General features: G+C 68.5%; 25 protein-coding genes. 9 read left to right on the top strand and 16 right to left on the bottom strand.

The genetic code is table 11. From position 1 onward, the window contains the following. Positions 1-60 precede the first annotated feature (60 nt). Together QTH90_RS13390 and QTH90_RS13385 are read left to right on the top strand one after the other, a co-directional pair. Positions 61-480: a surface-adhesin E family protein gene (locus QTH90_RS13390; RefSeq protein ID WP_286665032.1), complete on the top strand. Its 420-nt coding sequence runs from the start codon at positions 61-63 to the stop codon at positions 478-480. A gap of 31 nt (positions 481-511) precedes the next feature. Continuing rightward, positions 512-1,126, top strand: coding sequence for an HAD family hydrolase (locus tag QTH90_RS13385; RefSeq protein ID WP_286665031.1), 615 nt, complete (start codon positions 512-514; stop codon positions 1,124-1,126). Between the two features lie 21 nt (positions 1,127-1,147). Here QTH90_RS13385 and QTH90_RS13380 read toward each other — a convergent pair whose 3' ends face one another. Continuing rightward, entirely contained in the window at positions 1,148-1,684 is a 537-nt protein-coding gene (locus QTH90_RS13380) for a DUF4136 domain-containing protein (protein WP_286665030.1), read from the bottom strand. Between the two features lie 186 nt (positions 1,685-1,870). Here QTH90_RS13380 and QTH90_RS13375 point away from each other — a divergent pair, with 186 nt between their 5' ends. Further along, the gene (locus QTH90_RS13375; protein WP_286665029.1) at positions 1,871-2,323 is read left to right on the top strand and encodes an FHA domain-containing protein; all 453 of its coding nucleotides are present in this window, start codon (positions 1,871-1,873) and stop codon (positions 2,321-2,323) included. Between the two features lie 124 nt (positions 2,324-2,447). On the opposite strand, the gene QTH90_RS13370 is transcribed toward QTH90_RS13375, so the two are convergent. Further along, a complete protein-coding gene (locus QTH90_RS13370; protein WP_286665028.1) occupies positions 2,448-3,827 on the bottom strand; it encodes a sensor histidine kinase in 1,380 nt (459 codons plus the stop codon). A 188-nt stretch (positions 3,828-4,015) separates the two neighbouring features. Here QTH90_RS13370 and QTH90_RS13365 point away from each other — a divergent pair, with 188 nt between their 5' ends. Together QTH90_RS13365 and QTH90_RS13360 are read left to right on the top strand one after the other, a co-directional pair. Next, positions 4,016-4,741, top strand: coding sequence for an OmpW/AlkL family protein (locus QTH90_RS13365; RefSeq protein WP_444814719.1), 726 nt, complete (start codon positions 4,016-4,018; stop codon positions 4,739-4,741). Between the two features lie 139 nt (positions 4,742-4,880). Next, positions 4,881-6,554 carry a methyl-accepting chemotaxis protein gene (locus QTH90_RS13360; protein ID WP_286665027.1) on the top strand — a complete coding sequence of 558 codons (1,674 nt, stop codon included), beginning with the start codon at positions 4,881-4,883 and terminating at the stop codon, positions 6,552-6,554. Here the strand turns inward: QTH90_RS13360 and QTH90_RS13355 are convergent. The 4 genes from QTH90_RS13355 to hemN form a co-directional block, all read right to left on the bottom strand. Then, positions 6,551-7,807, bottom strand: a complete 1,257-nt coding sequence (locus tag QTH90_RS13355; protein WP_286665026.1) for an NAD(P)H-dependent flavin oxidoreductase — start codon at positions 7,805-7,807, stop codon at positions 6,551-6,553. The genes QTH90_RS13360 and QTH90_RS13355 overlap by 4 nt on opposite strands. Positions 7,808-7,813: 6 nt before the next feature. After that, positions 7,814-8,251, bottom strand: coding sequence for a universal stress protein (locus tag QTH90_RS13350; protein ID WP_286665025.1), 438 nt, complete (start codon positions 8,249-8,251; stop codon positions 7,814-7,816). An 85-nt stretch (positions 8,252-8,336) separates the two neighbouring features. Beyond that, positions 8,337-9,053, bottom strand: a complete 717-nt coding sequence (locus QTH90_RS13345) for a sulfite exporter TauE/SafE family protein (protein WP_286665024.1) — start codon at positions 9,051-9,053, stop codon at positions 8,337-8,339. A 2-nt stretch (positions 9,054-9,055) separates the two neighbouring features. After that, on the bottom strand, positions 9,056-10,441 hold the full coding sequence (gene hemN, locus QTH90_RS13340) for an oxygen-independent coproporphyrinogen III oxidase (RefSeq protein WP_286665023.1): 1,386 nt from the start codon (positions 10,439-10,441) through the stop codon (positions 9,056-9,058). A 154-nt stretch (positions 10,442-10,595) separates the two neighbouring features. Here hemN and fnr point away from each other — a divergent pair, with 154 nt between their 5' ends. Continuing rightward, positions 10,596-11,312 carry a fumarate/nitrate reduction transcriptional regulator Fnr gene (gene fnr / locus QTH90_RS13335; protein WP_286665022.1) on the top strand — a complete coding sequence of 239 codons (717 nt, stop codon included), beginning with the start codon at positions 10,596-10,598 and terminating at the stop codon, positions 11,310-11,312. Here fnr and QTH90_RS13330 read toward each other — a convergent pair. The 10 genes from QTH90_RS13330 to QTH90_RS13285 all read right to left on the bottom strand — a co-directional run bounded on the left by QTH90_RS13330 (position 11,293) and on the right by QTH90_RS13285 (position 20,555). Continuing rightward, complete coding sequence (locus QTH90_RS13330) at positions 11,293-11,598, bottom strand: FixH family protein (RefSeq protein WP_286665021.1); 306 nt, start codon at positions 11,596-11,598, stop codon at positions 11,293-11,295. The genes fnr and QTH90_RS13330 overlap by 20 nt on opposite strands. Positions 11,599-11,624: 26 nt before the next feature. After that, entirely contained in the window at positions 11,625-13,049 is a 1,425-nt protein-coding gene (gene ccoG, locus QTH90_RS13325; protein WP_286665020.1) for a cytochrome c oxidase accessory protein CcoG, read from the bottom strand. Positions 13,050-13,062: 13 nt separating this feature from the next. Then, positions 13,063-13,983, bottom strand: a complete 921-nt coding sequence (gene ccoP / locus QTH90_RS13320; protein ID WP_286665019.1) for a cytochrome-c oxidase, cbb3-type subunit III — start codon at positions 13,981-13,983, stop codon at positions 13,063-13,065. Next, positions 13,980-14,126, bottom strand: a complete 147-nt coding sequence (locus QTH90_RS13315; RefSeq protein WP_286665018.1) for a cbb3-type cytochrome oxidase subunit 3 — start codon at positions 14,124-14,126, stop codon at positions 13,980-13,982. Before QTH90_RS13315 ends, ccoP begins: the two co-directional genes overlap by 4 nt. An 11-nt stretch (positions 14,127-14,137) precedes the next feature. Beyond that, entirely contained in the window at positions 14,138-14,764 is a 627-nt protein-coding gene (ccoO, locus tag QTH90_RS13310; protein ID WP_286665017.1) for a cytochrome-c oxidase, cbb3-type subunit II, read from the bottom strand. 10 nt (positions 14,765-14,774) lie between these two features. Beyond that, on the bottom strand, positions 14,775-16,214 hold the full coding sequence (gene ccoN / locus QTH90_RS13305) for a cytochrome-c oxidase, cbb3-type subunit I (RefSeq protein WP_286665016.1): 1,440 nt from the start codon (positions 16,212-16,214) through the stop codon (positions 14,775-14,777). A 67-nt stretch (positions 16,215-16,281) separates the two neighbouring features. After that, the gene (gene ccoS / locus QTH90_RS13300) at positions 16,282-16,419 is read right to left on the bottom strand and encodes a cbb3-type cytochrome oxidase assembly protein CcoS (protein WP_286665015.1); all 138 of its coding nucleotides are present in this window, start codon (positions 16,417-16,419) and stop codon (positions 16,282-16,284) included. Next, positions 16,419-18,719, bottom strand: a complete 2,301-nt coding sequence (locus tag QTH90_RS13295) for a heavy metal translocating P-type ATPase (protein ID WP_286665014.1) — start codon at positions 18,717-18,719, stop codon at positions 16,419-16,421. The genes ccoS and QTH90_RS13295 overlap by 1 nt, the downstream gene beginning before the upstream one ends. Before the next feature lie 75 nt (positions 18,720-18,794). Further along, on the bottom strand, positions 18,795-19,184 hold the full coding sequence (locus tag QTH90_RS13290; protein WP_286665013.1) for a hypothetical protein: 390 nt from the start codon (positions 19,182-19,184) through the stop codon (positions 18,795-18,797). A 78-nt stretch (positions 19,185-19,262) separates the two neighbouring features. After that, a complete protein-coding gene (locus QTH90_RS13285; protein ID WP_286665012.1) occupies positions 19,263-20,555 on the bottom strand; it encodes an AsmA family protein in 1,293 nt (430 codons plus the stop codon). A 105-nt stretch (positions 20,556-20,660) separates the two neighbouring features. Between QTH90_RS13285 and QTH90_RS13280 the strand changes: the two genes are divergently transcribed. The 3 genes from QTH90_RS13280 (at position 20,661) to minC (ending at position 23,411) form a co-directional block, all read left to right on the top strand. Beyond that, on the top strand, positions 20,661-21,089 hold the full coding sequence (locus tag QTH90_RS13280; protein ID WP_286665011.1) for a hotdog fold thioesterase: 429 nt from the start codon (positions 20,661-20,663) through the stop codon (positions 21,087-21,089). 51 nt (positions 21,090-21,140) lie between these two features. Continuing rightward, positions 21,141-22,505, top strand: a complete 1,365-nt coding sequence (locus QTH90_RS13275; protein ID WP_286665010.1) for a solute carrier family 23 protein — start codon at positions 21,141-21,143, stop codon at positions 22,503-22,505. Between the two features lie 138 nt (positions 22,506-22,643). Next, the gene (gene minC / locus QTH90_RS13270; RefSeq protein ID WP_286665009.1) at positions 22,644-23,411 is read left to right on the top strand and encodes a septum site-determining protein MinC; all 768 of its coding nucleotides are present in this window, start codon (positions 22,644-22,646) and stop codon (positions 23,409-23,411) included. Positions 23,412-23,452 lie beyond the last annotated feature (41 nt).

Here is a 23,452-nt window from a genome sequence, read left to right as displayed (position 1 = left end):
CAGAGCGCATCGGCCGCTGGCTAGAATCAAAAAAGGATCGCCAGCAAAAGGATTTTTGACGTGAGAAGGTGGCTCGTGTTGCTTGGCCTCGTGGGCTGCCAGGCTGAGGCTCAGACCCATTGGTTCACCGTGACAGGCAATCCGCGCGATGCGTCCGTGGATACGGTGGAGGTCGACCCGGTGGCGATCAAGACCAGCGGCGCCGTGAAGACCATGAACGTTCGCGTGAGCCGGGCAACGGAAAGGCTCAACTGGGAGAAAGTGCCCTACCGCTCGTACGAATCGCAGGTGGCCTTCGACTGCCGGGCGCGCAAGGCCGAGTACCTGTACGCGGCCTTCTACCCGGTGCCGCTCTGGCAAGGGGAGCCGCACAAGGTGACCGACTACTCGACGGATCGCCGGCCGATGCGCTTCCTCGACGTCGAGCCCAATCCCACGAACCGCATCATCCGCGCAGCCTGCCGGGTCGCCGGCGGCTAGCGCCGGAAAAGGCGCCACGCCGGGCAGGCCCATGAACGCATCGATCTCGCTGGTGCTGTTCGACCTGGATGGGGTGCTCTGCCACTACGACAGGTCGGCGCGGGTCGAGCATCTGGCCGCGTCGACGCACCAGAGCGCCGAGGCGGTGCGCCATGCCATCTGGGGAACCGGGCTGGAGTCGCGTGCCGATGCGGGCCTGATCGGCGATGACGATTACCTCGACGAGCTGGGCCGGCTTCTGGGAAGCCCCGTGACGCTCGATGCATGGCTGGAGGCGCGGCGCGCGGCGATGACACTCGATGCGCAGGTGCTGCGGATGGCGCAGGCCGTTGCCACGCGCTGCAGGATCGCGATCTTCACCAACAACTGCCGCCTGCTCGCGCTGCACATGCGCAGGCTGTGCCCCGAGGTGGCCGCCTTGTTCGGCAACGCCATTCACACCACCGCAGAGTTCGGCGCGACGAAGCCGGCGCCCGAGGCTTATCTGCGCTGCGTGGAAGCCTTGGGCGTATCGCCCGGCGAGACCTTCTTCATCGACGATGTCGAAAGCAATGTGGCCGGTGCGCTGCGCGCCGGGCTGCAGGCGTACGAGTTCGCCAATGCAGCCGGACTGGCTCTGGAGTTGAAGCTTCGCGGATTGGGCTAGCAGTTTTCGCTTGGCAGCGCCTCAGCGCGAGGACGCGCCGCCCGGCGGGAAGCCGGCAAACAGCCTGTCGAGCGCCGATTGCACCGCGGCGTTCACGCGCGAGGGATCGTCCGGCAGCACCCCGCTGGCGCTGCCGCGCCAGACGGCCCGCTTGGTGCGCGCGTCGAACATGTCGACCACCAGCGTGCCCTTTTCATAGTTGTCGACCGACATGGTCACGTAGCCCGGCCAGCCGCTGCCAATGCCGAGCCAGTTGAGGTCATGGCCGATGCCGCTGTAGAAGTTGTTGAAGTTCTGGCCCTGCACGCGGGTGACGTGAGCGGCAACATGCACATCCCCTTCGGCGACGCGCTTCCAGCCTGCGGCCTGCAGCCGCGTATCGATGCCAGCGACGACGCTCTGCGGCATCAGGGCATCGCTGCTGTCGGACGGGATCCAGCTGTAGGTCCGGAAGCTGCCGAACTGGGCCTTGGGGTCGAAGTCGGTCTTGACGGTCGCGGTGCTTGCGCAGGCTGCCAGCAGGGTGGCAAGGACGACGGCAAGGAATCTTCCAATCATGTTGGCTCCAGTGTTGAGTCCGGTTGCAGGCAGTCGGCGGGTTCGCCGCCCGAATCATGTTACCGCCCGCTGCGCGAAGCGCCGGATTGCCAAAAGTTACCGCCTCCAACGCACTGCCGGACTTCAGGAAACGAGACGGGACGCCGAAATGCAATCACTTTCAACCTTCGAGCAGCGAGAAATGAAATGTCCAGACTCATCGTCCTGACCCCGCACGGCAGCGTCCGGCAGGTCAACATCAAGGGGCCGATCACGACGATCGGACGCGACCCCACGTGCGGGGTGCACATCGACAGCCTGGGGGTGAGCCGCCATCACGCGGCCATCCGGTGGACGGGCGATCGCTTCGTCGTGCGCGACATGGCGAGCCGCAACGGCACCTACGTCAACAAGGCGCGGGTGGTGGAGCGCGCGCTGAGGAACGGCGACGCGATCGGCGTGGGGGATTGCCAGTTGCGCTTTCTCTTCACGTCGAACACGCTGACGAGCGAGGATGCCTTGCGTCTGGTGACCGTGGCCGACGAACTCATCAACATCGAGGCGCGCGAGCGCAGCGACTGGGCGGCCTTCTTCCGGCAAGGCAGCGTGGCCCGGCATGCGGAGCTGCGCAGGCACGGCGCGGGGGAGTGGCGGTCCTGATCGGGCGGCGGGCAAAAAAAAAGCCCGCACGAAGCGGGCCGAATGATCCTTGGTAAGAAGATCCCTGGAGTACCAGCCTCTATATCGACAGACCAGCGGAAAAATTGAGGGCGCAGCCGATGCGCTATGCGACCCGGCCCAAGGCCAGCGACACATGGAAGCCGACGCCGCGCCGCGCCAGCCCCTGCGACACGGCGACCCGTCCGCCCATGCGCGAGACGGCCTGCTTGACGATCGCCAGCCCGAGCCCGGAGCCGGGCGTGTCGTGGCCCACGCCGCGGTGGAAGCGCTCGAACACGCGCTCATGCTCGGACTCGGCGATGCCGGGGCCGTCGTCTTCGACGGACAGGGTCAGGCGTTCGTCATCGGCGCGCAGCGTGACCACCACCTGCGCACCGTCGTGCACGTAGCGGATCGCGTTGTGCAGCAGGTTCTCCAGGACCGACTGGAAGGCGGGCACGTCGATCTGCGCTTCGAGGCTGTCGGGTGCGTCGAGCGTGAGTTCGATGCCGCGCGCCAGCGCGCCGGGCGCGGCCTGGGCCAGGATCTGCCGCGCCCATTGCGCGACGTCGATGGACTTCGGCAACCGCTGCCGCGCGTCGTCCAGCGAGGCGAGTTCGAGCAACTGCTGCGTCAGGTGTGAGGCGCGCTCGATGGCCTGCTCCAGGTGCGCCTGTGCGCGCTCGCGCTCTTCGGTGCTGCCTGCGCCCGACAGCGCATGCGCCTGCGCGGCAATGACCGCCATGGGCGTCCGAAGCTCGTGGGCCGCGTCGTGCACGAAGGCGCGTTCGCGCTCCATCGTGCTTCGCAGTTGGGCCAGCATGCGCTCCAGCGCGGTGACGAGCGGCTTGAGTTCGGCGTACTTGGGGTCCAGGCCGATGGGCGAGAGGTCGGCCGTGCCGCGCTCGGCAATGCGATCGGCCAGCCGCTGCAGCGGCCGCAGGCCGAGCTTCACGGCGAGCCATACCGGCAGGAGGATCAGCGGAAAGGCCAGCAGCAGGTATGGCAGCACGCGCTGGGCATTGCGCTCGAGGATCCACATGCCGGTGATGCGCGGCTCCGCCACCTGCAGAGACCAGCGCGCGGTGTCGCTCCGGTAGACCCAGTAGGTCTTGCCGTCGATCTGCTGGTCGATCACCTCGCCCTGGCGTCCCGCCAGCGTCTGGGTGCCCAGCGCGGGCGATGCATGGATCACGCCGCCCTGCCGGTCGCGCAGCTCCATCAGCACGCTGCCGCCGGGGTTGCCGCTGATGCGCAGGGTCTGGAACTGGGTTGCCGTGGCGGCCATCACCACGCGGGCTTCGGCGTCGTCCCTGACTTCGGCCAGCGCCGCCGTGAGCGCCCTGCCCAGCTTCTTCAAGCCCTGGTCCACCGCGAGCGCCTGCCGGAACTCGATGTAGATGTACGCCAGCAGCGCCAGCCAGACCAGGAAGAACGCGCCGAGCAGCGCGAGCACCACGCGCTGAACGATGGTCGGGCGGCGGGCAATGAGGGGGTGAAACACGCCGCGATTGTGGGCGACCGAAGCTTGGGCTTTGCCAAGTTTGGGGTTCCAGAGGGGTAAAGTGAGCACTGGCTCGGTTCCGTTGATCGGCGCGACGGCCACTGTTGCACATGTGACAGAACGTTCCGAACTAATTAAACGGTACCGTATCCTAAAGATTCCCTTAACCAAGAGTAGATGAGACTTTCATGATGAAGACCAAACTGTTTGCGCTGGCTGCCATTGCAGCGTTGGGATCGGGCAGCGCATTGGCACAGAAGGCTGGCGACTGGCAAGTCGGCGCTGGCTGGCTCCATTTCGCACCCCAGGATTCGAGCGAACCCCTCACCTTCACGGCGCCGCGCGCGGCCGTCGTGCCCGGCTCCGGCGCCAACGTCGACAGCTCCGACACGCTGGGCCTCAGCGCCCAGTACTTCATCGACAGCCACTGGGCGGTCGAAGGCGTGCTCGGCGTTCCGCCGAAGTTCAAGCTGCAGGGCGCCGGCACGCTGGGCCCGATCGGCGAACTCGGCGAAGCCCGCCAGTGGAGCCCCACGCTGCTGGCCAAGTACTACTTCCTCGAAGGCGAGGCCAAGCTGCGTCCCTTCGTCGGCCTCGGCGTGACCTACGTCTGGTACAGCGACGTGAAGCTCACCCCCGGCCTGCAAGGCGCCCTGGCCAGCCGCGTGGGCATTCCCGCCGGACGGTCGACCACTTCGGCAGACCTCGACAGCTCGTTCGCACCGGTGTTCAACCTCGGCGCCGCCTACCAGTTCGACCAGCACTGGGGCATGTCCTTCTCGGTGTCGTACATCCCGCTGAAGACCACGGCCAACCTGACCACCTCGGTGGCAGGCGTGCCGGTCGCCACGAGCGAATCGCGCCTCAAGGTCAACCCGATCGTCCCGTACCTGGCGGTGACGTACAAGTTCTAAGTCTCTAGGTCCCCGCGAACCCGCAGGTTCGCATCCGCTCGACATGCGTGGGAAGCATGCGAGGAGGTCCGCTCAAGTTCGTCGGTTTTCTGCCGATATACCGCAGCGTTCTCTCTTCGCTTCTTCTGGAATCACGATCATGTTTTTGAGCAATATCTCGATTGGCAGGCGCCTGGCCCTTGTGCTGGGCGCCATCCTCGCCCTCTTCCTGGCAAGCAGTGTGTTTGCGGTGGTGAAGCTGCGGCAACTGGGTGTCGAGATCGACGGCATGGTCAACGACAGCGTCAAGACCGAACGCGCCGGCTCCGACTGGTTGCGCCACACCACATCGGGCGTGCAACGCGCCGCGGCGATCGCCAAGAGCAGCGACCCGAGCCTCATTGCCTACTTCGCGCCGGCCACCGCGGCGTCCATCAAGAGCACCAACGAGCTGCAGAAGTTCATCGAAGGCCAGATGGTCAGGCCCGAGGAGCGCCAGCTGTTCGAGAAGGTCGGCGAACTGCGCAAGGAATACCTCGCGGCACGCGAGGAGGTCAGCAAGCTCAAGCTGGCGGGCGACCTCGACGGCGCCAACCGGGTGTTCACGTCGCGCTTCGAGCCCACATCGGTCAACTACCTCGCGGGTGTCCAGCAGATGGTGGACCTGCAGCGCGCGCAACTCGATGCCGCCGCGGGGCGCGGCCAGGACCTGCGTGCCCAGACGAGCACGCTGCTGATGGTGTGCACGGCGCTGACGCTGGCCCTGGGCACCTTGCTGGCCTGGTTCCTCACGCGCAGCATCACGCGCCCGCTGCGCCGGGCCGAGAGGATGGCCAAGGCGATTGCCGAGATGGACCTCACCGGCGCACCGCAGAAGAGCTACGCCCATGACGAGACGGGAAATCTTCTGCGCGCGATCGATGCGATGCGCTCCGCGTTGAAGGAGTCGCTGCAGCAGGTGCACGGCGTGGTGGTGAATGTTTCGAGTGCCAGCACGCAGATCGCTACGGGCAATCAGGACTTGTCGTCGCGCACCGAGGAGCAGGCGAGTTCGCTGGAGCAGACGGCTGCGTCGATGGAAGAGCTGACCTCCACCGTGAAACAGAACGCAGACAACGCACGCCAGGCCAACCAGTTGGCCGTGTCGGCGTCCGAGGTGGCGATCAAGGGTGGCAGCGTGGTCTCGCAGGTGGTCGACACGATGGGCTCGATCAACGCTTCGTCGCGCAAGATCGTGGACATCATTGGCGTCATTGACGGCATCGCCTTCCAGACCAACATCCTGGCGTTGAACGCCGCTGTCGAAGCTGCCCGTGCCGGCGAGCAAGGCCGTGGCTTCGCGGTGGTCGCATCCGAAGTGCGCAACCTCGCCCAGCGCTCCGCCGCCGCAGCCAAGGAAATCAAGACGCTGATCGGCGACTCGGTGGGCAAGGTCGAGGAAGGCAGCAAGCAGGTCGCCGAAGCCGGCAGGACGATGGAAGCGATCGTCGACAGCGTGAAGCGGGTGACGGACATCATGGGCGAGATCACCGCTGCGAGCCAGGAGCAGACCTCGGGCATCGAGCAGATCAACCAGGCGATCACGCAGATGGACCAGGTGACGCAGCAGAACGCGGCCCTGGTGGAAGAAGCCTCGGCTGCGGCGCAATCGCTGCAGGAGCAGGCTGGCAGCCTCTCGCAAGTCGTGAGCGTCTTCAAGCTGGATGGCGGGCCAGTCGCATCGCTCAAGCAGCGGGCCGCACCCGTGCGGCCGGCCTCCACCCCCAAGGCAGCGCCACGCAAGCCCGCCGCACCCGCTGCGGTTCCGGCAGGCGGCGACTGGGAAGCGTTCTAAGCCCCCGCGAGCGCGCCCGGCCCGGCGTCGGGTGCGAGCCCGCCCAGCAGCCACCGCATCAGATCCTCCACCGGCCGGATCTGCCTGCCGAAAGGCAGGCGTCCCGCGCCACGGAAGAACAGGCCCTGCTCGACGCGCCCGGCGAGCGCATGGCCCAGCATCTTGTCGATGCAGAACTTGCCCCAGCCCGGCGTCGCGTCACGCAGGCCGCAATGGGCCAGGCAGTCGAAGCGCATCGTGCACTCGACCTCGCGATGGGTCTTGGCCAGCAGGCGTGGCTCCAGCCGCAGGTACTTCGCCAGCCAGGGCGTGCGCACGGCGCGCGCGGGCAGCCCCGCGACGCTGGTGAACTCGACCATGTCCTCGGGCCTTGCATCCGCGAGCACGCGCTTGAAGGTCGGGTCGGCGTCGCACTCCTCGGTCACGGCGAAGGCGGTGCCGAGCTGCACCGCCGCAGCGCCCAGCGATTGCAGGCGCCGGATGTCCTCCAGGCTCTCGACGCCGCCGGCCGCGATCAGCGGAATGCGGCCTTCGATGCCTGCGGACCGGAAGAAGGCCTGCACCTGCGGCAGCACCACGTCGAAGTCGAAGCGCGCGTCCTTCAGGTCGCCGACACGGGCAGCGCCGAGATGGCCGCCTGCGCGGCCCGGATGCTCGATGACGACGGCATCGGGCAGGCGCCCCTTCTTTTCCCACTTGCGCACGATGAGCTGCACCCCGCGCGCGTCCGACAGGATCGGGATCAGCGCCACGCCGGGATGCTCGCGGGCGAGTTCCGGCAGATCCAGCGGCAGTCCGGCGCCGACCACCAGCGCGTCGGCGCCGCAGGCCATGGCATGCCGCACCTGCGCCTCGTAGGCGCCGAGGGCCTTCATGACATTGACCGCGACCAGGCCGCGGCCACCGGCGAGCCGCCGCGCCTTGGCGATCTCGCGGCCCAGCGCCTCCAGGTTGGCGGCGTCGATGCGTGCGCCGGCATCCGGCTCGCCTTCGAGGCCCGAGGTCTGCGCCCACAGGTCCGGGTGCAGCCGCCGCAGGTCGACCGACGACACGGTGCCTACGCAGCCGAAGCCGGCCACGGCGCCCGCCAGTCCGCCGGCCGAGATGCCGACGCCCATGCCGCCCTGCACCACTGGCGGCAGCTCCCGGCCGGCCAGCGTCCAGTTGCGCAAGCCAGAGGCCCGGGCCAGCGCCCGGAGTTGGCCGGCAGCGGTTTCGGCCCCGTCCGCGGCCGCGTCGATTGCCCTGCTCACGCGGCGCTATCGGAGCACGAGCACGGGCAGTGCCGAGTGGGTCAGCACATGCTGCGTCTCGCTGCCGAGCAGCAGGCGCCCGACGCCCTTGCGGCCGTGCGAGGCCATCACGATCAGTTCGCTGTGCTGCTTCTCGGCGGCCACGATGATCGAATCCGCCACCTGGCTGGAATGGGCCACCAGCGCTTGGCAGGGCACGCCGCTCGCGGATGCACGCTCGCCGACGGCGTCGACCAGGGCCTGCGCCTTTTCGAGCCGCTGCCGCTCGACGTCGTCGGCGGCCGCGTTGTTCATCGCGCCGTCCATGTAGCTCCTGGGCTGCCGGCGCGCCACGGTGAAGGCGACCAGTTCGGCGCCGTGTTGCCGGGCCAGGCCGATGGCGCTCTCGACCGCCTTCTCCGAGAGTTCGGAGCCGTCGGTCGCGACGAGGATCTTCTTGAACATGATGGGCTCTCCTGTTGGGAAGAACCCAGTGTTGGGCAGATGGGACCGCCGCGTGTTGACCCCGATCAAGCTTGCGTCGCGCGCCTCAGCTGCACCAGAGCGCGATCTGCGCTTGCAGGTCCATGCGCACCGCCTGCAGGGCCACGGCGGCGAGCAGCGCACCCGCCAGCCGCGTGCCCCATTGCCGCGGCACCCGGCCCGTGCCCGAGCACAGGCGCCGCCACAGGTAGGGCGCCAGCACCAGCGACAGCGCACTGCCCGCAGCGAACAGCGCCATGATCGCGGCGCCCGCGAGCACGCCATTGCCCAGCGCCGCGAGCATCAGTGCCGAGTACAGCAGGCCGCAGGGCATCGCGACCCACGCCGCGCCGCTCGCCAGCACGCCGAGGGCGCTGCGGCCGGTCACGCGCTGCGCGCGCTCTGCGGCCCAGCGCCCGACGCGGCTCGCCCACAGCGGCTGCCGGCCGGTGGCCGCGAGCAGCAGGCCCCACACGAACACGAACACATGGAGCAGCATCCACACGGGACGCAGCACGGCGACCTGCCCGCTGGCGAGCGACAGGCCCTGCGCTGCGACGGCCGCAACTGCGCCGGCGCCGGCGTAGCCCAGCACGCGCCCCACGTGGAACACCGCGCCGGCGGGCACGGAAGGCCGTGCGGGCTCGATGGCGGCGGCACCGCCGGCCGGCACGACGCGCACGATGCGGATCACGCCCGCGCAAGCGGCGCCGCACATCGCTACGCAGTGCGGCCCGCCGGCGAGCCCCATGACGAATGCGGTTGCGAGCAGCGCCGCCTGCATGCTCAGACGATGCGCGAGAAGCGCGTCCTGCGATCGGCCTGCAGGTAGCGGTCGAACACCATCGCGATCGCTCGCACGAAGAACCAGCCCAGCGGCGTGACCTCGATGTCGCGAGTGCTCGTGCGCACGAAGCCCTCGGCCGCGAGCAGGTCGAGCGCTTCGAGTTCGGCGGCGAAGAACTGCCGGAAGTCGATCAGGTGCGCCGCGCCAATGGCCTCGAAGTCGACCCGCCCCTGGCACATGATCGCCATGATGACCGCGCGCCGCAGCACGTCGTCTCGCGACAGCGCCAGGCCGCGCACCACCGGCAGGTGGCCCTGGTCGATCAGGTCGTAGTACTCCTCCAGCGTCTTCGCGTTCTGGCTGTAGGTGGCGCCGATGCGGCCGATGGCCGACACGCCGAGCGCCACCAGGTCGCAGTCCGGCTGCGTGCTGTAGCCCTGGAAATTGCGGTGCAGCCGGCCCTGCCGCTTGGCGACCGCGAGCGCATCGTCCGGCAGCGCGAAGTGGTCCATGCCGATGTAGACGTAGCCCGCCGCGGTGAAAGCCGCGATCGAGCGCGACAGCATCTCGACCTTGGCCGCGGCGTCGGGCAAGGATTCGGTCGCGATGCGGCGCTGGGGCTTGAAGCGTTCCGGCAGGTGTGCGTAGGCGTAGAGCGCGATGCGGTCCGGCCGCAGCGCGCAGACCTGCTCCAGCGTGCGGTCGAAGGACGCGGCGGTCTGGCGCGGCAGACCGTAGATCAGGTCGGCGTTGACCGAGTCGAAGCCGAGGCCGCGCGCCGCCAGCATCAGGTCGAACACCTGCCCGGCGGGCTGGATGCGATGCACCGCCTTCTGCACCTCGGCATCGAAATCCTGCACGCCGAAGCTCAGGCGGTTGAAGCCGAGTTCGGCCAGCGTCGCGAGCCGCTGGCGGTCGACCGTGCGCGGGTCGATCTCGATCGAATGCTCGCCGTCCGGCGTCAGCGTGAAGTTGTCGCGCAGCAGCGCCATGAGTTCGCGCAGCCCGCCGTCGTCGAGAAAAGTCGGCGTGCCGCCGCCCAGGTGCAGCTGGCGGACCACGGCGCCGCGGCCGAGCTTGCCGACCTGCAGAGCCACCTCGCGCGCCAGGTAGTCCAGGTACTCGCGGCCCTTGCTCTTGTGGCGGGTCACGATCTTGTTGCAGGCGCAGTAGTAGCAGAGCGATTCGCAGAACGGGATGTGCACGTACAGCGACAGCGCCCGCGCGCCGGCGCCGGCCCCTCCGCGGTGTTCGAGCGCCTGCGCATAGGCGGCGGCGGAGAAGGCATCGACGAAGCGGTCGGCCGTGGGGTAGGAGGTGTAGCGGGGGCCGGCGATGTCGAAGCGCCGCAGCACGGCGGGCGACGGCATGGGAACGGTCGGCATGCGGGCTGGGGCGGGGGCAAGAAGCATCGCGGGCGGCGTGGGACAGCTGGAGTGGGACACTATGCGGCGGAGGCGACCCGCAAACCTTGATCTGCATCAAACAAGGCGCTTGCCCGCCGCCCCACAATGCCCCGCACGATCCCAGACTGCCCCCATGACACCCCAACACATCAAGGTCGCCTGCTCCAACTGCAATCTGCGTGAGCTGTGCATGCCCATTGGCCTCAGTCCGGTGGAGCTGCAGCGCATCGACGAGATCGTCGCGACGCGGCGCAAGGTCAAGCGGCGCGAAACACTTTTCCACAACGGCGAGGACTTCACCTCGCTCTACGCCATCCGCACGGGGATGTTCAAGACCCGTCTCACCAGCGAGGACGGACGCGACCAGGTCACGGGCTTCCAGATGGCGGGCGAGATCATCGGCCTGGACGGCATCGTCAACGGCCACCACACCTGCGACGCCGTGGCGCTGGAGGATTCGGAGGTGTGCACGATGCCCTTCGACCGCATCGAGGAGCTGTCCCGCGAGGTGACGGCGCTGCAGCGCCACGTGCACCAGATCATGAGCCGCGAGATCGTGCGCGAACAGGGCGTGATGCTTCTGCTGGGCAGCATGCGTGCGGAGGAGCGGCTCGCCGCCTTCCTGCTGAACCTGGTGCAGCGGCTGCATGCGCGCGGCTTCTCGCGTTCGGAGCTGGTGCTGCGCATGACGCGCGACGAGATCGGCAGCTACCTCGGCCTCAAGCTGGAGACCGTGAGCCGCACCTTGTCGAAGTTCGCAGCCGACGGGCTGGTCGAGGTGGAGCAGCGCAACGTGCGCATCCTCGACCCCGAGGCGCTGCGCAGCCTCGTCAATCCGCCGGGCTGCTGACCCGCTTCTTCGGCACCGCCACGTCGGCGCCCGGCGTGGCCGCGTGATTGCGCCCGGCCATCGCAGGCATCAGCTTCCTGTCGACCAGCGTGCGGTTGATCTCCACGCCCTTGCGGTAGTAGTCCGCATCGACCACCGGGTCGGGCGTGCCCAGCGCGAGCCACAGCGTGACGAAGCTCGCGACGACAACGATGCCGGGGCCTCCGATCACCATCCAGACGAGGGGGAAGCGCCACCAGGGTGGGCAGGGACGGCTTGCGTCGTCGTCGATGCGGGTGTCGGTCATGTCGATCCTTCGGGAAAGGCGCTGCTTCATCGGGGAACCAGGAACACGGCCTTCTCGGAGACGTGGCCCAGGCCATCCTCCGAGCGGACGTTGAAATACACCTCGTGCGAGCCGGCCGCTGCCGCGCCATGGGGCAGTCGCAGCCGCACGGGCACCCAGCGGGACTCCGCGGGCGCGACGTCCGCCACCGGTTCCGAGGCCACCTGCAGGCCATCGAGGCCGCTGGCCTCGATGCGGTAGCGCTGCGGCGCCTCGGTCGCGTTCATGAGCTGCAGGCGGTACACGTTCTCTACCTGGCCGCCCTCGACGACGCGCGCCAGCGCAGCGCGGTCGCGCACCACGTCGACCTTGAGCGGCATGCGCGTCACGAGGCTCGCGAGCAGGCCGATGGACAGCACCGCGAGCAGCGCGCCGTAGACCAGCACCCGGGGCCGCAGCACGCGCAGCAGCATCTGGCGCGGCGTCCAGTGGCCGGCCATGCTGTTCTGGGTGGCGTAGCGGATCAGTCCCGGCGGCTGCGACGTCTTCTTCATCACGATGTTGCAGGCGTCGACGCAGAGGCCGCAGCCGATGCATTCGTGCTGCAGGCCGTTGCGGATGTCGATGCCCGTGGGGCACACCTGCACGCAGAGCTTGCAGTCGATGCAGTGGCCGAGCGCGGGCGCGTTGTCGGCGCGCGCCTTCGCCGGCACGCCGCGGGGTTCGCCGACGGCGGCGTCGTAGCTGACGATCAGCGTGTCGCGGTCGAACATCGCGCTCTGGAAGCGCGCATAGGGGCACATGTACTTGCACACCTGCTCGCGCATGAAGCCGGCGTTCCCGTAGGTCGCGAAGCCGTAGAACAGCACCCAGAAGAGCTCCCAGGAGCCCATCGTGCCGTGCAGCATGGAAGCGCCCAGCTCGCGGATCGGCGTGAAGTAGCCCACGAAGCTGAAGCCGGTCCAGAGGCCGAGTGCGATCCACACCGCGTGCTTGAGGCACTTCCTGATCGCCTTCTCCGCCGAGAAGCCGCCCTGGTCCATGCGCATGCGCGCAATGCGGCTGCCTTCGACCTTCTGCTCCACCCACATGTAGATCTCGGTGTAGACCGTCTGCGGGCAGGCGTAGCCGCACCACAGCCGGCCCGCGACGGCGGTGAAGAGGAACAGCGACAGCGCGCAGATCACCAGCAGGCCGGTGAGGTAGATCAGGTCCTGCGGATAGAGCACGAGCCCGAGGATGAAGAAGCGCCGATCGGCCAGGTCGAACAGCACGGCCTGCCGCTGGCCCCATTCGAGCCAGGGCAGCCCGTAGAAGACGAGCTGGGTCACGAACACCATGGCCCAGCGCCAGCGCGCGAAGACGCCGCTGACGCTGCGCGTGTAGATCTTCTCGTGCGCCGCGTAGAGGCCGACGCCCTTCCCTTCGGCCGGGACCGGAACGATGGGGACCACCTTGCGCGCATGGCTCATGGCATGGGTCCGGTCACTGCGCCGCCGCGACGTCCGGCTTGTTCGACAGGCCCCAGACATAGGCGGTCAGCACGTGGATCTGCGCTTCGGTGAGACGCCCCTCCTGCGCCGGCATCTGGTTGGTCTTGCCGCCGTTGATCATCGCGATGATGGCCTCCTGCCCGTAGCCGTGCAGCCAGACCTTGTCGGCGAGATTCGGCGCGCCGACGGCTGTGTTGCCGACGCCGCCGATGCCGTGGCAGGCCGCGCAGGCCGTGAACTTGCTCTTGCCGAGGCCCGCGCGCACCGAGTCGTGCGGGCTGTCCGACAGGCTCAGGACGTAGTTCGCGAGGTTCTTCACGTCGTCGGCCGTGCCCACCGCTTCGGCCATCGGCGGCATCACGCCCGTGCGGCCATGGGTGATGGTCTCGCGGATCTTCTCGGGCGTGCCGCCGTGCAGCCAGTCGCGGTCGGTGAGGTTCGGGAAGCCCTTGCTGCCGCGCGCATCCGAGGCGTGGCACTGGGCGCAGTTGTTGAGGAACAGGCGCTCGCCGATCGCCATGGCGCCGGGGTCCGTGGCCAGGCGCTCTGCCGGCTCCGAGGCGTAGGCGGCATAGACCGGCGCCAGCTCGGCGTTGGCGTGCTCCACTTCCTTCGCGTACTCGCCGGATGTCGTCCAGGCCAGCGTGCCGCGGTAGCTGCCGAGCCCCGGGAACACGGCGAGGTAGCCGAGGCCGAAGACGATGGTCAGCACGAACAGGCCCATCCACCAGCGCGGCATCGGGTTGTTCATCTCGCGCAGGTCTTCGTCCCAGACGTGGCCTGTGGTGTTGTCATCGCTGGCGGGGCCGCGGAAACGCGCGGTGAGCCACAGCAGCAGCCCGCAAGCCAGGATGCTGCCGACCGCGACGATGGTGACGAAGTGCGACCAGAAGTCGTTGATGAAGTCGCTCATGACGGGTCCTCCTCGAAGGGCAGGCGCGCTGCCTCTTCGAAGCCCTTGGCGCGGCGGCTGGAAAAAGCCCAGGCCAGGATGCCGATGAAGGTGGCGAACGACGCCAGCGTGGCGACGATCCGCAAAGTGGTGATGCTGTCCATCGCGCTTGTCCTTACTTGAGTGCCAGCCCGAGCGATTGCAGGTAGGCCACCATCGCGTCCATCTCGGTCCTGCCCTTGACTTCGGCGGCGGACGCGGCGATCTGCTCGTCGGTGTAGGGCACGCCGACACGGCGCAGCGCGGTCATGTGGGATGCCGATTGCGTCGGGTCCAGCGGCGTCTTCTCGAGCCAGGCATAGGCCGGCATGTTCGACTCGGGCACCACGTCGCGCGGGTTGTTCAGGTGGATGCGATGCCACTCGTCGCTGTACTTGCCGCCCACGCGGTGCAGGTCGGGGCCAGTGCGCTTGCTGCCCCACTGGAAGGGGTGGTCGTAGACGAACTCGCCGGCCACGGAGTAGTGGCCGTAGCGCAGCGTCTCGGCGCGGAAGGGGCGGATCATCTGCGAGTGGCAGTTGTAGCAACCCTCGCGCACGTAGATGTCGCGCCCGGCGAGCTGCAGCGGCGTCAGCGGCTGCACGCCCTGCACGGCCTCTGTGGTGGACTTCTGGAAGAAGAGCGGCACGATCTCGACCAGGCCGCCGACCGCGATCACCAGCAGGATCAGCACGATCATCAGGAAGTTGTTGGTCTCGATCTTCTGGTGCGAGAAGCCGGCCTCGGATGGGTTCGAACTCATGGCGTGGTCCTCAGGCGTGGGCGATGGCGGTCTGTGGGATCGGCGAGGGCTTGCTGAAGCCGGAGATCACCGTCATCCAGACGTTCCAGGCCATCACGAGCATGCCGCCCAGGTACAGCGCGCCGCCGAGCACGCGCACCACGTAGTAGGGGTAGGTGGCCTTCACGCTCTCGACGAAGGTGTAGGTGAGCGTGCCGTCGGCATTGACCGCGCGCCACATGAGGCCCTGCATGACGCCGGCGATCCACATCGCGGCGATGTACAACACGATGCCGATGGTGGACATCCAGAAGTGCAGCTCGATCGCCTTCACGCTGAACATCTCGGTGCGGCCGTACACGCGCGGGATCAGGTAATACAGCGAGCCCATGGAGATGAGGCCGACCCAGCCGAGGGCGCCGGAGTGCACGTGGCCGACGGTCCAGTCGGTGTAGTGCGAGAGCGCGTTGACCGTCTTGATCGACATCATCGGACCCTCGAAGGTCGACATGCCGTAGAAGGACAGCGAGACGATGAGGAAGCGCAGGATCGGATCGGTGCGCAGCTTGTGCCAGGCGCCCGAGAGCGTCATCACGCCGTTGATCATGCCGCCCCAGCTCGGCGCCAGCAGGATCAGCGAGAAGACCATGCCGATCGATTGCGTCCAGTCGGGCAGCGCGGTGTAGTGCAGGTGGTGCGGGCCGGCCCACATGTAGGTGAAGATCAGCGCCCAGAAGTGCACGATCGAGAGGCGGTACGAGTACACCGGGCGGCCCGCCTGCTTGGGCACGTAGTAGTACATCATCCCGAGGAAGCCGGCCGTGAGGAAGAAGCCGACCGCGTTGTGGCCGTACCACCACTGCACCATCGCGTCCTGCACGCCGGCGTAGGCCGAGTAGCTCTTCATCGCGCCGGCCGGGATGGCCGCGCTGTTGACGATGTGCAGCAGCGCCACCGCGATGATGAAGGCGCCGTAGAACCAGTTCGCCACGTAGATGTGGCGCACCTTGCGGATGCCGATGGTGCCGAAGAACACGATGGCGTAGGCGACCCACACGAGCGCGATCAGGATGTCGATGGGCCATTCGAGCTCGGCGTATTCCTTGCCGCTGGTGTAGCCCATCGGCAGGCTGATCGCGGCGGCGACGATGACCGCCTGCCAGCCCCAGAACACGAAGGAGGCCAGCCCCGGCGCGAACAGCCGGACCTGGCAGGTGCGCTGCACGACGTGCAGGCTGGTGGCCATCAGCGCGCAACCGCCGAAGGCGAAGATCACCGCATTGGTGTGCAGCGGACGCAGCCGGCCGTAGCTGAGCCAGGGGATGCCGAGGTTGAGATCGGGCCAGGCCAGCTGCGAGGCGATGACGACGCCGACCAGCATGCCCACCACGCCCCACACGACCGACATGAGGGCGAATTGCCGCACGGCGGTGTCGCTGTAGACCGGCGCGGGGGTGTTCGAAGCATGCATCGCAGAGCCTTGTTATCTGATTGGGGCCCAGTGTCCCGGCGCGGCGTGCGCGCCGGTTTGATGCAAGTCAATCGTTTCGCAGAATGCGCTCGCCCTCGCCTTCGACGTCGTCGAATTGCCCACGGTCCACGGCCCACCAGAGCGCGGCGATGATGAACAGCGCCAGCACGACCGAGAACGGGATCAGCAGGAACAGGATGTCCATCAGTGCTCCTTGCCTTGGCCGGCCAGCCGCGCGGCGTTGAGCACCACCACCAGCGAGCTTGCGGCCATGCCGAGCCCTGCGAGCCATGGCGGCAGCCAGCCGGCGATCGCGAGCGGGACGCAGACCGCGTTGTAGGCAGCGGCCCAGCCGAGGTTCTGACGCACCACGCGCAGCGTGCGTCGCGCCTGCGCCATGGCGGACGGGATGAGTTGCAGCGATTCGCCGAGCACCACGAAGTCGGCGTTGGCCTGTGCGAGCGGCACCGCGCGGCCGAAGGCGAAGGAGGCATGCGCGTGGGCCAGCACCGGCCCGTCGTTGAGGCCGTCGCCCACCATTGCGACCGTGCGGCCACTGCCCTGCAGGTCCATGAGGACGCGCAGCTTGTTCTCGGGCGTGCAATCGCCCACCGCAAGGTCGATGCCGGCGCGCTGTGCCACTTCCTTCACCGCCGCGCCGCGGTCGCCCGACAGGAGCCACACCCCCTGGCCTTGCTCGCCCAGCGTGGACACCACGGCCGCCGCATCCTCGCGCAAGTCCTCGGCCAGCACGAAGCTGGCGACCCAGCCCTCGTCATCGGCAAGATGCGTCTGCGCGGCCTCCACGGGCAGCGGCGTGATGCCGCAGAGGGCGGCCGAGCCCAGCAGCAGCGCGCGCTCCGGGCCGTCGGCGGATCGGCGCACGGAACCCGCGAGGCCCTCGCCCGCGCGCTCGACGAGGCGCACCACTGTCCAGCCGGGTGGCGCGCGATGCTGCGCTTCCCAGGCGCGCACCAGAGCGCGCGAGGCCGGGTGCAGCGACTGCGCGGCCAGCGCAGCGGCCAGTTCCACGGCATCGCCGGGCCGCACGCCGCTGCGGCTGTAGACGCGCTCGAGGCGCGGCGTGTCGCGGGTCAGCGTGCCGGTCTTGTCGAACACCACGGTGTCGACGGTGGCCAGTGCTTCGAGGGCTTGCAGGTTGCGCACGAGCACGCCGCTGCGCGCCAGCGTGCCGGCGCTTGCGAGCATCGCGGCCGGCGTGGCCAGCGACAGCGCACAGGGGCAGGTCACGATCAGCACGGAGACCGCGACCATCAATGCCTTGCCCGGGTCCACGTGCCACCACCACGCGCCGGCACCCACGGCCGCGACCAGCACCGCGAGCAGGAAAGGCCGCGCGGCACGATCGGCCAGCCGGGCGAGCCGCGGCTTCTGCAGCGATGCGCTTTCCATCAGCGCGACGATCTGGGCGAAGCGCGTGTCCGCGCCGAGTGCCTCCACGCGCAGCTCGACCATCGCGCCGACGTTCTGGCTGCCGGCCAGCACCCGTGCCCCGCAAGGGCGCGGCACCGGGCGCGATTCGCCCGTGATAAGCGCCTCGTCGGCCGAGGTGTCGCCGGCGGTCACGCAGCCGTCGGCCGGGAAGGCCTCGCCGGGCAGGATGCGCAGGATGTCGCCGACCGCCAGCCGGCGGACCGCGACGCGCTCGAAGATGCCTTCGGCGTTGCGCCGGAGCACGCTGTCCGGCAGGCGGTTCATCAGTGCGTCGAGCGCGCCGGCCGTGCGGTCGCGCAGCCGCGATTCCAGCCAGCGCCCGGTCAGCAGGAAGAACACGAACATCGTGAGCGAATCGAAGTACTGCTCGTGCCCGAGCGGTCCCGCGGGATCGAAGGTAGCGGCCGTGCCGACGACGAAGGTGATGGCGATGCCGAGCGCCACCGGGAGGTCCATGCCGATGCGGTGCAGCCGCAGGTCGCGCCAGGCGCTGCGGAAGAAGGGACCGCAGGAGAAGAGCATCACCGGCAGCGTCAGCACCCACGAGGCCCAGCGCAGGAGTTGCGCGGCATCGGGCGTCATGTCGCCGGGCTGTGCGATGTAGGCCGGGTAGGCGTACATCATGACTTGCATCATGCACAGGCCCGCAACCAGCCAGCGCCAGAGTGCGAGCCGGGATTCGCGGCGGCGTCGCGGGGCCGCCTGCATGTCGCCGACCGGCACGAGGCGGTAGCCGGCCGCCTCGGAGGCGGCGAACCAGCGCGACGGCTTGACCGTCGCCGCAGACCACACCACCCGGGCGCGGCGGCTGGCCGCATGGACCTCGGCCGAGATCACGCCCGGCACCTTCGTCAGCGCGGCCTCGACCGCGAAGGCGCAGGCGGCGCAATGCATGCCCTCGACGGCGACCTGCGATTCCCAGCGCTGGGCCGCGTCGCCCTCGCGCGGCGCCTGGCCGAAGGACGGCCATTCGGCGGGATCGTCGAGCAGCGACCAGGCCGGCTGCTGCGCGGCAGGCAATGCGAGGGCCAGAGAGGGCGCAGCTTCCATGCCGCCGAGGCTAGCGATTGCTCCGGATCAGGCTTTGATGCAGATCAAGGGGCTGGCCTGCGGACCCACTTCCCGCTAGACCTCGGAGGCCGATTCGTCCGCCTGCTGCTCGGCGAACCGCTTCTCCGCGGCAGCCAGATGCGTTGTCAGGACATGGGAGATCACGTTGATGCCCAGCCCCGCGAACAGCGCCGGAAGCAGATAGAGCGCGACGCGCACCTCCGACACGAAGAGCGCGTCATCGGCCAGTGACGGCGTGATGGCCGCGATGGTGGCCAGCCGCTGCAGGAAGAAGACATCGACACCCGCGATCGCCACCAGCGAGAAGCCCAGCACGAGCACGGTCTTGCGCGAGATCGCCCGCTTGGCGATCAGCACGCCGTAGATGCCGAAGGGCAGCACGACGGAAACCACCACCATCAGCCAGAAGCTCGTTTCCGTGAAGACCGAATAGCTGACGTGCATGGCGGGTCACCTCTGGATGGCTGGATCGTCGAAAACCGGGATTGTCTTCGAGGCCAGCGGCGGCGGCGGATGCAGCACTCAGCGGGGCTTCTGCTTCTTCTTCGCGTCCTCGTTGCCGAGCAGCTTGTCCATCTCCTGCCCGATGCGCGCGCCGATCGCGGTGCCGACGCCGGGCAACACCGCCGTGCCCACGGCCGCGCCCGTGAGCGCGGCACCGGTCAGCGAGAGCTGCGGCGCATCGAGCGAGCCGCCGAGCTTGAGCGGCACGCCGACCACGCCGTCGACGATGTCGACCGCCACTTCGCCGTCGAGGCGCCGGTTGATGACGGTGGCGCTGCCGCTCGCGGTCAGTGCGCCGGAACGCGCCTTCATGCCGCTGTAGCGCAGGATCGCACCATCCTCCGTGGCTTGCGTGTCGAGCGTGCCGGTGAGGGAGTCGAGCTTCGTCTGCCCGCCTCGGCCGCTGCCGGTGCTGACCATCCTGGCGAGGTCGAAGCCCGCCAGGGTCGCCGGCACGATGCTGAAACGGGTGCGCGTGTGCAACGCGCCGACCAGTTCCGTCAGGTTGTCGCCTTCTGCATCGACCGCGGACTGCCCCTGCAACTTGCCTTCGACCGCGCTGTGCCGGCCGAAGCTGCGCACCAGCGCACCGACGTCGACGTTCTTCGGCTCCAGTTGCGCCGTCAGGCGCAGGCGGCCCTTGTCGAGTTCCTGCAGTTCGGCATTGCCGTTCCACGTGCCGCCGCCGACGTCGATCAGCGTGCGCCAGCGGTCTTTCGCGCCCTCGCGCTCGATGCGCAGGCTCGCGGGCGGCGTCACGCCCGGCCGGCTGAGCTGCCCCTCGCGCGGCCGCCAGTGCGGATCGAAGCGGACGTCGGCGTCGTAGGCCAGGGCAATGTCGCGGCGGTCGATCCACACCACGTCGCGCAAGCGCACGTGTTCGACCGGGATCTCCGCGAGCGTCCACGCCCCCGCGACGACGACGGCGGCATCGTCCGCCTGCCAGCGCCCGCGGAACGCACGCACGGAGGTGCGCGGGAGCACGGCGCCGTCGATCTCCACGGTGTCGACGGCGATCCTGCGGGTCCACAGTGCGGACAGATGCGGCCGCACGACGATGCGTCGCACGGTGATCGGCTGCGGCTGCGCGGTCGAGAGATCCTCCAGCACCACGACGGGCGAAGGCCGCAGCGCCCAGTGCGCGGCACCGATGCGCAGCCCGATGCCGGAAGCCTTCTCGAAGCGCCCGCCGAGATCGGCCGCGAGCTGTTCGTCGCTCGGCAGCAGCACGCTGACCAGCACGGCCAGGCCGGCGAGCAGCAGCGCCGCAGCAGCGAGCGAGCCGGCAATCCATCGTCGAGCGCGGGTCATGCCGCCAGCTTAGGGGCAGCGCGCGGGCGCACTGTCAGCAATGGGCGCGTCGTTTTCGCTGCCAATCGCTATAGTTTTGGACCATCTGACCTGGAGACCCCCCTCATGCCCATCTGGCAAAAAGAGATTTCGATCGAAGAACTCACCCGCAGCCACGTCGACACGACCGTGTCCAACCTCGGCATCGAATTTCTCGAAGTGGGCGACGACTTCATCCGCGCCCGCGTGCCGGTGGACAAGCGCACCACGCAGCCCTACGGCATCCTCCATGGCGGCGTGTCGGTGGTGCTGGCTGAAACGCTGGGGTCGTGCGGCGCCCACTACTCGGCACCCGAGGGCCATCGCGCGGTCGGGCTGGACATCAATGCGAACCATCTCAAGTCCGCTTCCAGCGGCTGGGTGACCGGCACCGCGCGGCCCGTGCACCGGGGCCGCACCACGCAGGTGTGGCAGATCGACCTGACGAACGAAGCGGGCGAGCTGACCTGCGTCTCGCGCATCACGATGGCCGTGCTGGCGCCGCGCGGCGGCTGATACGGCCCCTCCGCACACCTCCCACAAGACAAACAACCGAGGAGACAAGACATGAGCGATTCCTACCTTCCCCGCTGGCGCAAGGTCGCCGCCACCGCGGGCACCGTCGTCGCGCCCGATGAACGCCTGTCCTGGGGGCAGACCACGGCGATGGGCGTGCAGCACGTGATCGCGATGTTCGGCGCCACGGTGCTGGCGCCGATCCTGATGGGCTTCAACCCCAACATCGCGATCCTGATGAGCGGCATCGGCACGTTGCTCTTCTTCTTCATCACGGGCGGCCGCGTTCCGAGCTACCTGGGATCGAGCTTCGCCTTCATCGGCGTGGTGATCGCGGCGAGCGGCTACGCGGGCTCGGGGCCGAACGGCAACCTCGGCGTGGCGCTGGGCGGCATCATCGCCTGCGGCCTGGTCTACACGCTGATCGGCGTGCTGGTGCACTTCACGAACGAACGCCACACCAAGCGCGCGCCGGTGCGCGGGCTCGAGGGCATCGAGGTGGAGGAAGTCGAGCAGGACGTCGCGGTGCACTGGATCGAGCGGCTGATGCCGCCGGTGGTCACCGGCGCGGTGGTGGCGGTGATCGGGCTCAACCTGGCGAGCGTGCCGATCAAGAACATGGCGCCCACGGGCTTCGACACGTGGATCCAGGCGCTGACCTTCCTGTGCGTGGGCCTGATCGCGGTGTATTCGCGCGGGATGATCCAGCGCCTGCTGATCCTCATGGGCCTGATCGTGGCGAGCGTCATCTACGCGGTGCTGACCAACGGCCTCGGGCTGGGCAAGCCGATCGACCTCGGCCCGCTGGCCGCGGCGCCGTGGTTCGGGCTGCCGACGTTCTCGTCGCCGGTGTTCGAAGTCAACGCCATCCTGCTGATCGCGCCCGTGGCGGTGATCCTGGTGGCGGAGAACCTCGGCCACCTGAAGGCGGTCGGCGCCATGACGGGGCGCGATCTCAACCCCTACCTGGGCCGCGCCTTCATCGGCGACGGCATCGCGACCATGGTGAGTGGAGCGGTCGGCGGCACGGGCGTGACGACCTACGCCGAGAACATCGGCGTGATGGCGGCCACCAAGATCTATTCGACGGCGATGTTCGTCGTCGCGGCGCTGATCGCGCTGGTGCTGGGGTTCAGCCCCAAGTTCGGCGCGCTGGTGCAGGCGATTCCGCTGCCGGTGATGGGCGGCGTGAGCATCGTGGTGTTCGGCCTGATCGCCGTGGCGGGCGCGAAGATCTGGGTCGACAACCGCGTGGACTTCTCGCAGAACAAGAACCTGATCGTCGCGGCCATCACGCTGATCCTCGGCACGGGGGATTTCACGCTGAAGTTCGGCCAGTTCGCCCTGGGCGGCATCGGCACCGCGACCTTCGGTGCGATCCTGCTCTACGCGCTGCTCGGACGCTCCCGCAACTGATCGACGAGGGGCGTGACGGCCCCGGAAAGTGCAACGTCGTGCAAGAGCTGTTGTGCACCGTCGTCGATATTCGGGCGTTGGAGGTCATTGGAGCCCAGTGCCCGTTAGACTCCAACGCTTTTCGTACCTACGTTTTCCATGGCCGATGCTTCCGCCGCGCGCACCAAGGCGGTATTTGAATTCAAGAGCGCAACGCTGCCGTTGATCGCGGTCATCCTCAAGACGGCTGATCTCGATGTGCTGGCGGAGGCGCTCGACGCCCAGTTGGCAGACTCGCCCGACTTCTTTGAACAGGAGCCGGTGGTCATCGACCTCTCGCAATTGCAGGACGACGAGTCCGGCGCCGACGCCGAACTCGACTTCACCGCCTTGCGCGGCCTGCTCGCGCGCCACCAGACGCAGCCCGTGGCCGTGCGTGGCGGCAGCGATGCGCAGAACATCGCGGCGCGCGCCGCCGGCCTCTCGATCACCGCGATGCCGGTCGCTCCCACGCCCACGCCCCGCGCGCCCGCGCCGCCGGCGGAGCCCGTGAGCGAAGCGCCGCAGATCGTGCGCGAAGTGCAGGTGCCGGCCAACGGCACGCTGGTCATCGACCGCCCGCTGCGCTCCGGCCAGCAGGTCTATGCACGCGGCGGCGACGTGATCGTGACCGCCGTCGTGAGTTTTGGCGCGGAAGTGATCGCCGACGGCAACGTCCACGTGTACGCACCACTGCGCGGCAAGGCGATCGCCGGCGCGCGCGGCAACACCGAGGCGCGCATCTTCACGACCTGCATGGAGGCGCAGCTGGTCGCCATTGCAGGCATCTATCGCACGGTCGAAGTCGCCCTGCCCGCCGAGATCGCGGGCAAGGCGGCACAGATCTGGCTGGACGACAAGAAGATCGTGATGGACCCGATCTCCTGATCCGGCGCCTCGATCAACTGAACAACTGAACGAACATAAGA

The sequence above is a fragment of the Variovorax flavidus genome (assembly GCF_030317145.1).
GTDB lineage: Bacteria > Pseudomonadota > Gammaproteobacteria > Burkholderiales > Burkholderiaceae_C > Variovorax > Variovorax flavidus.
This window is presented reverse-complemented; position numbering and strand designations above follow the sequence as displayed.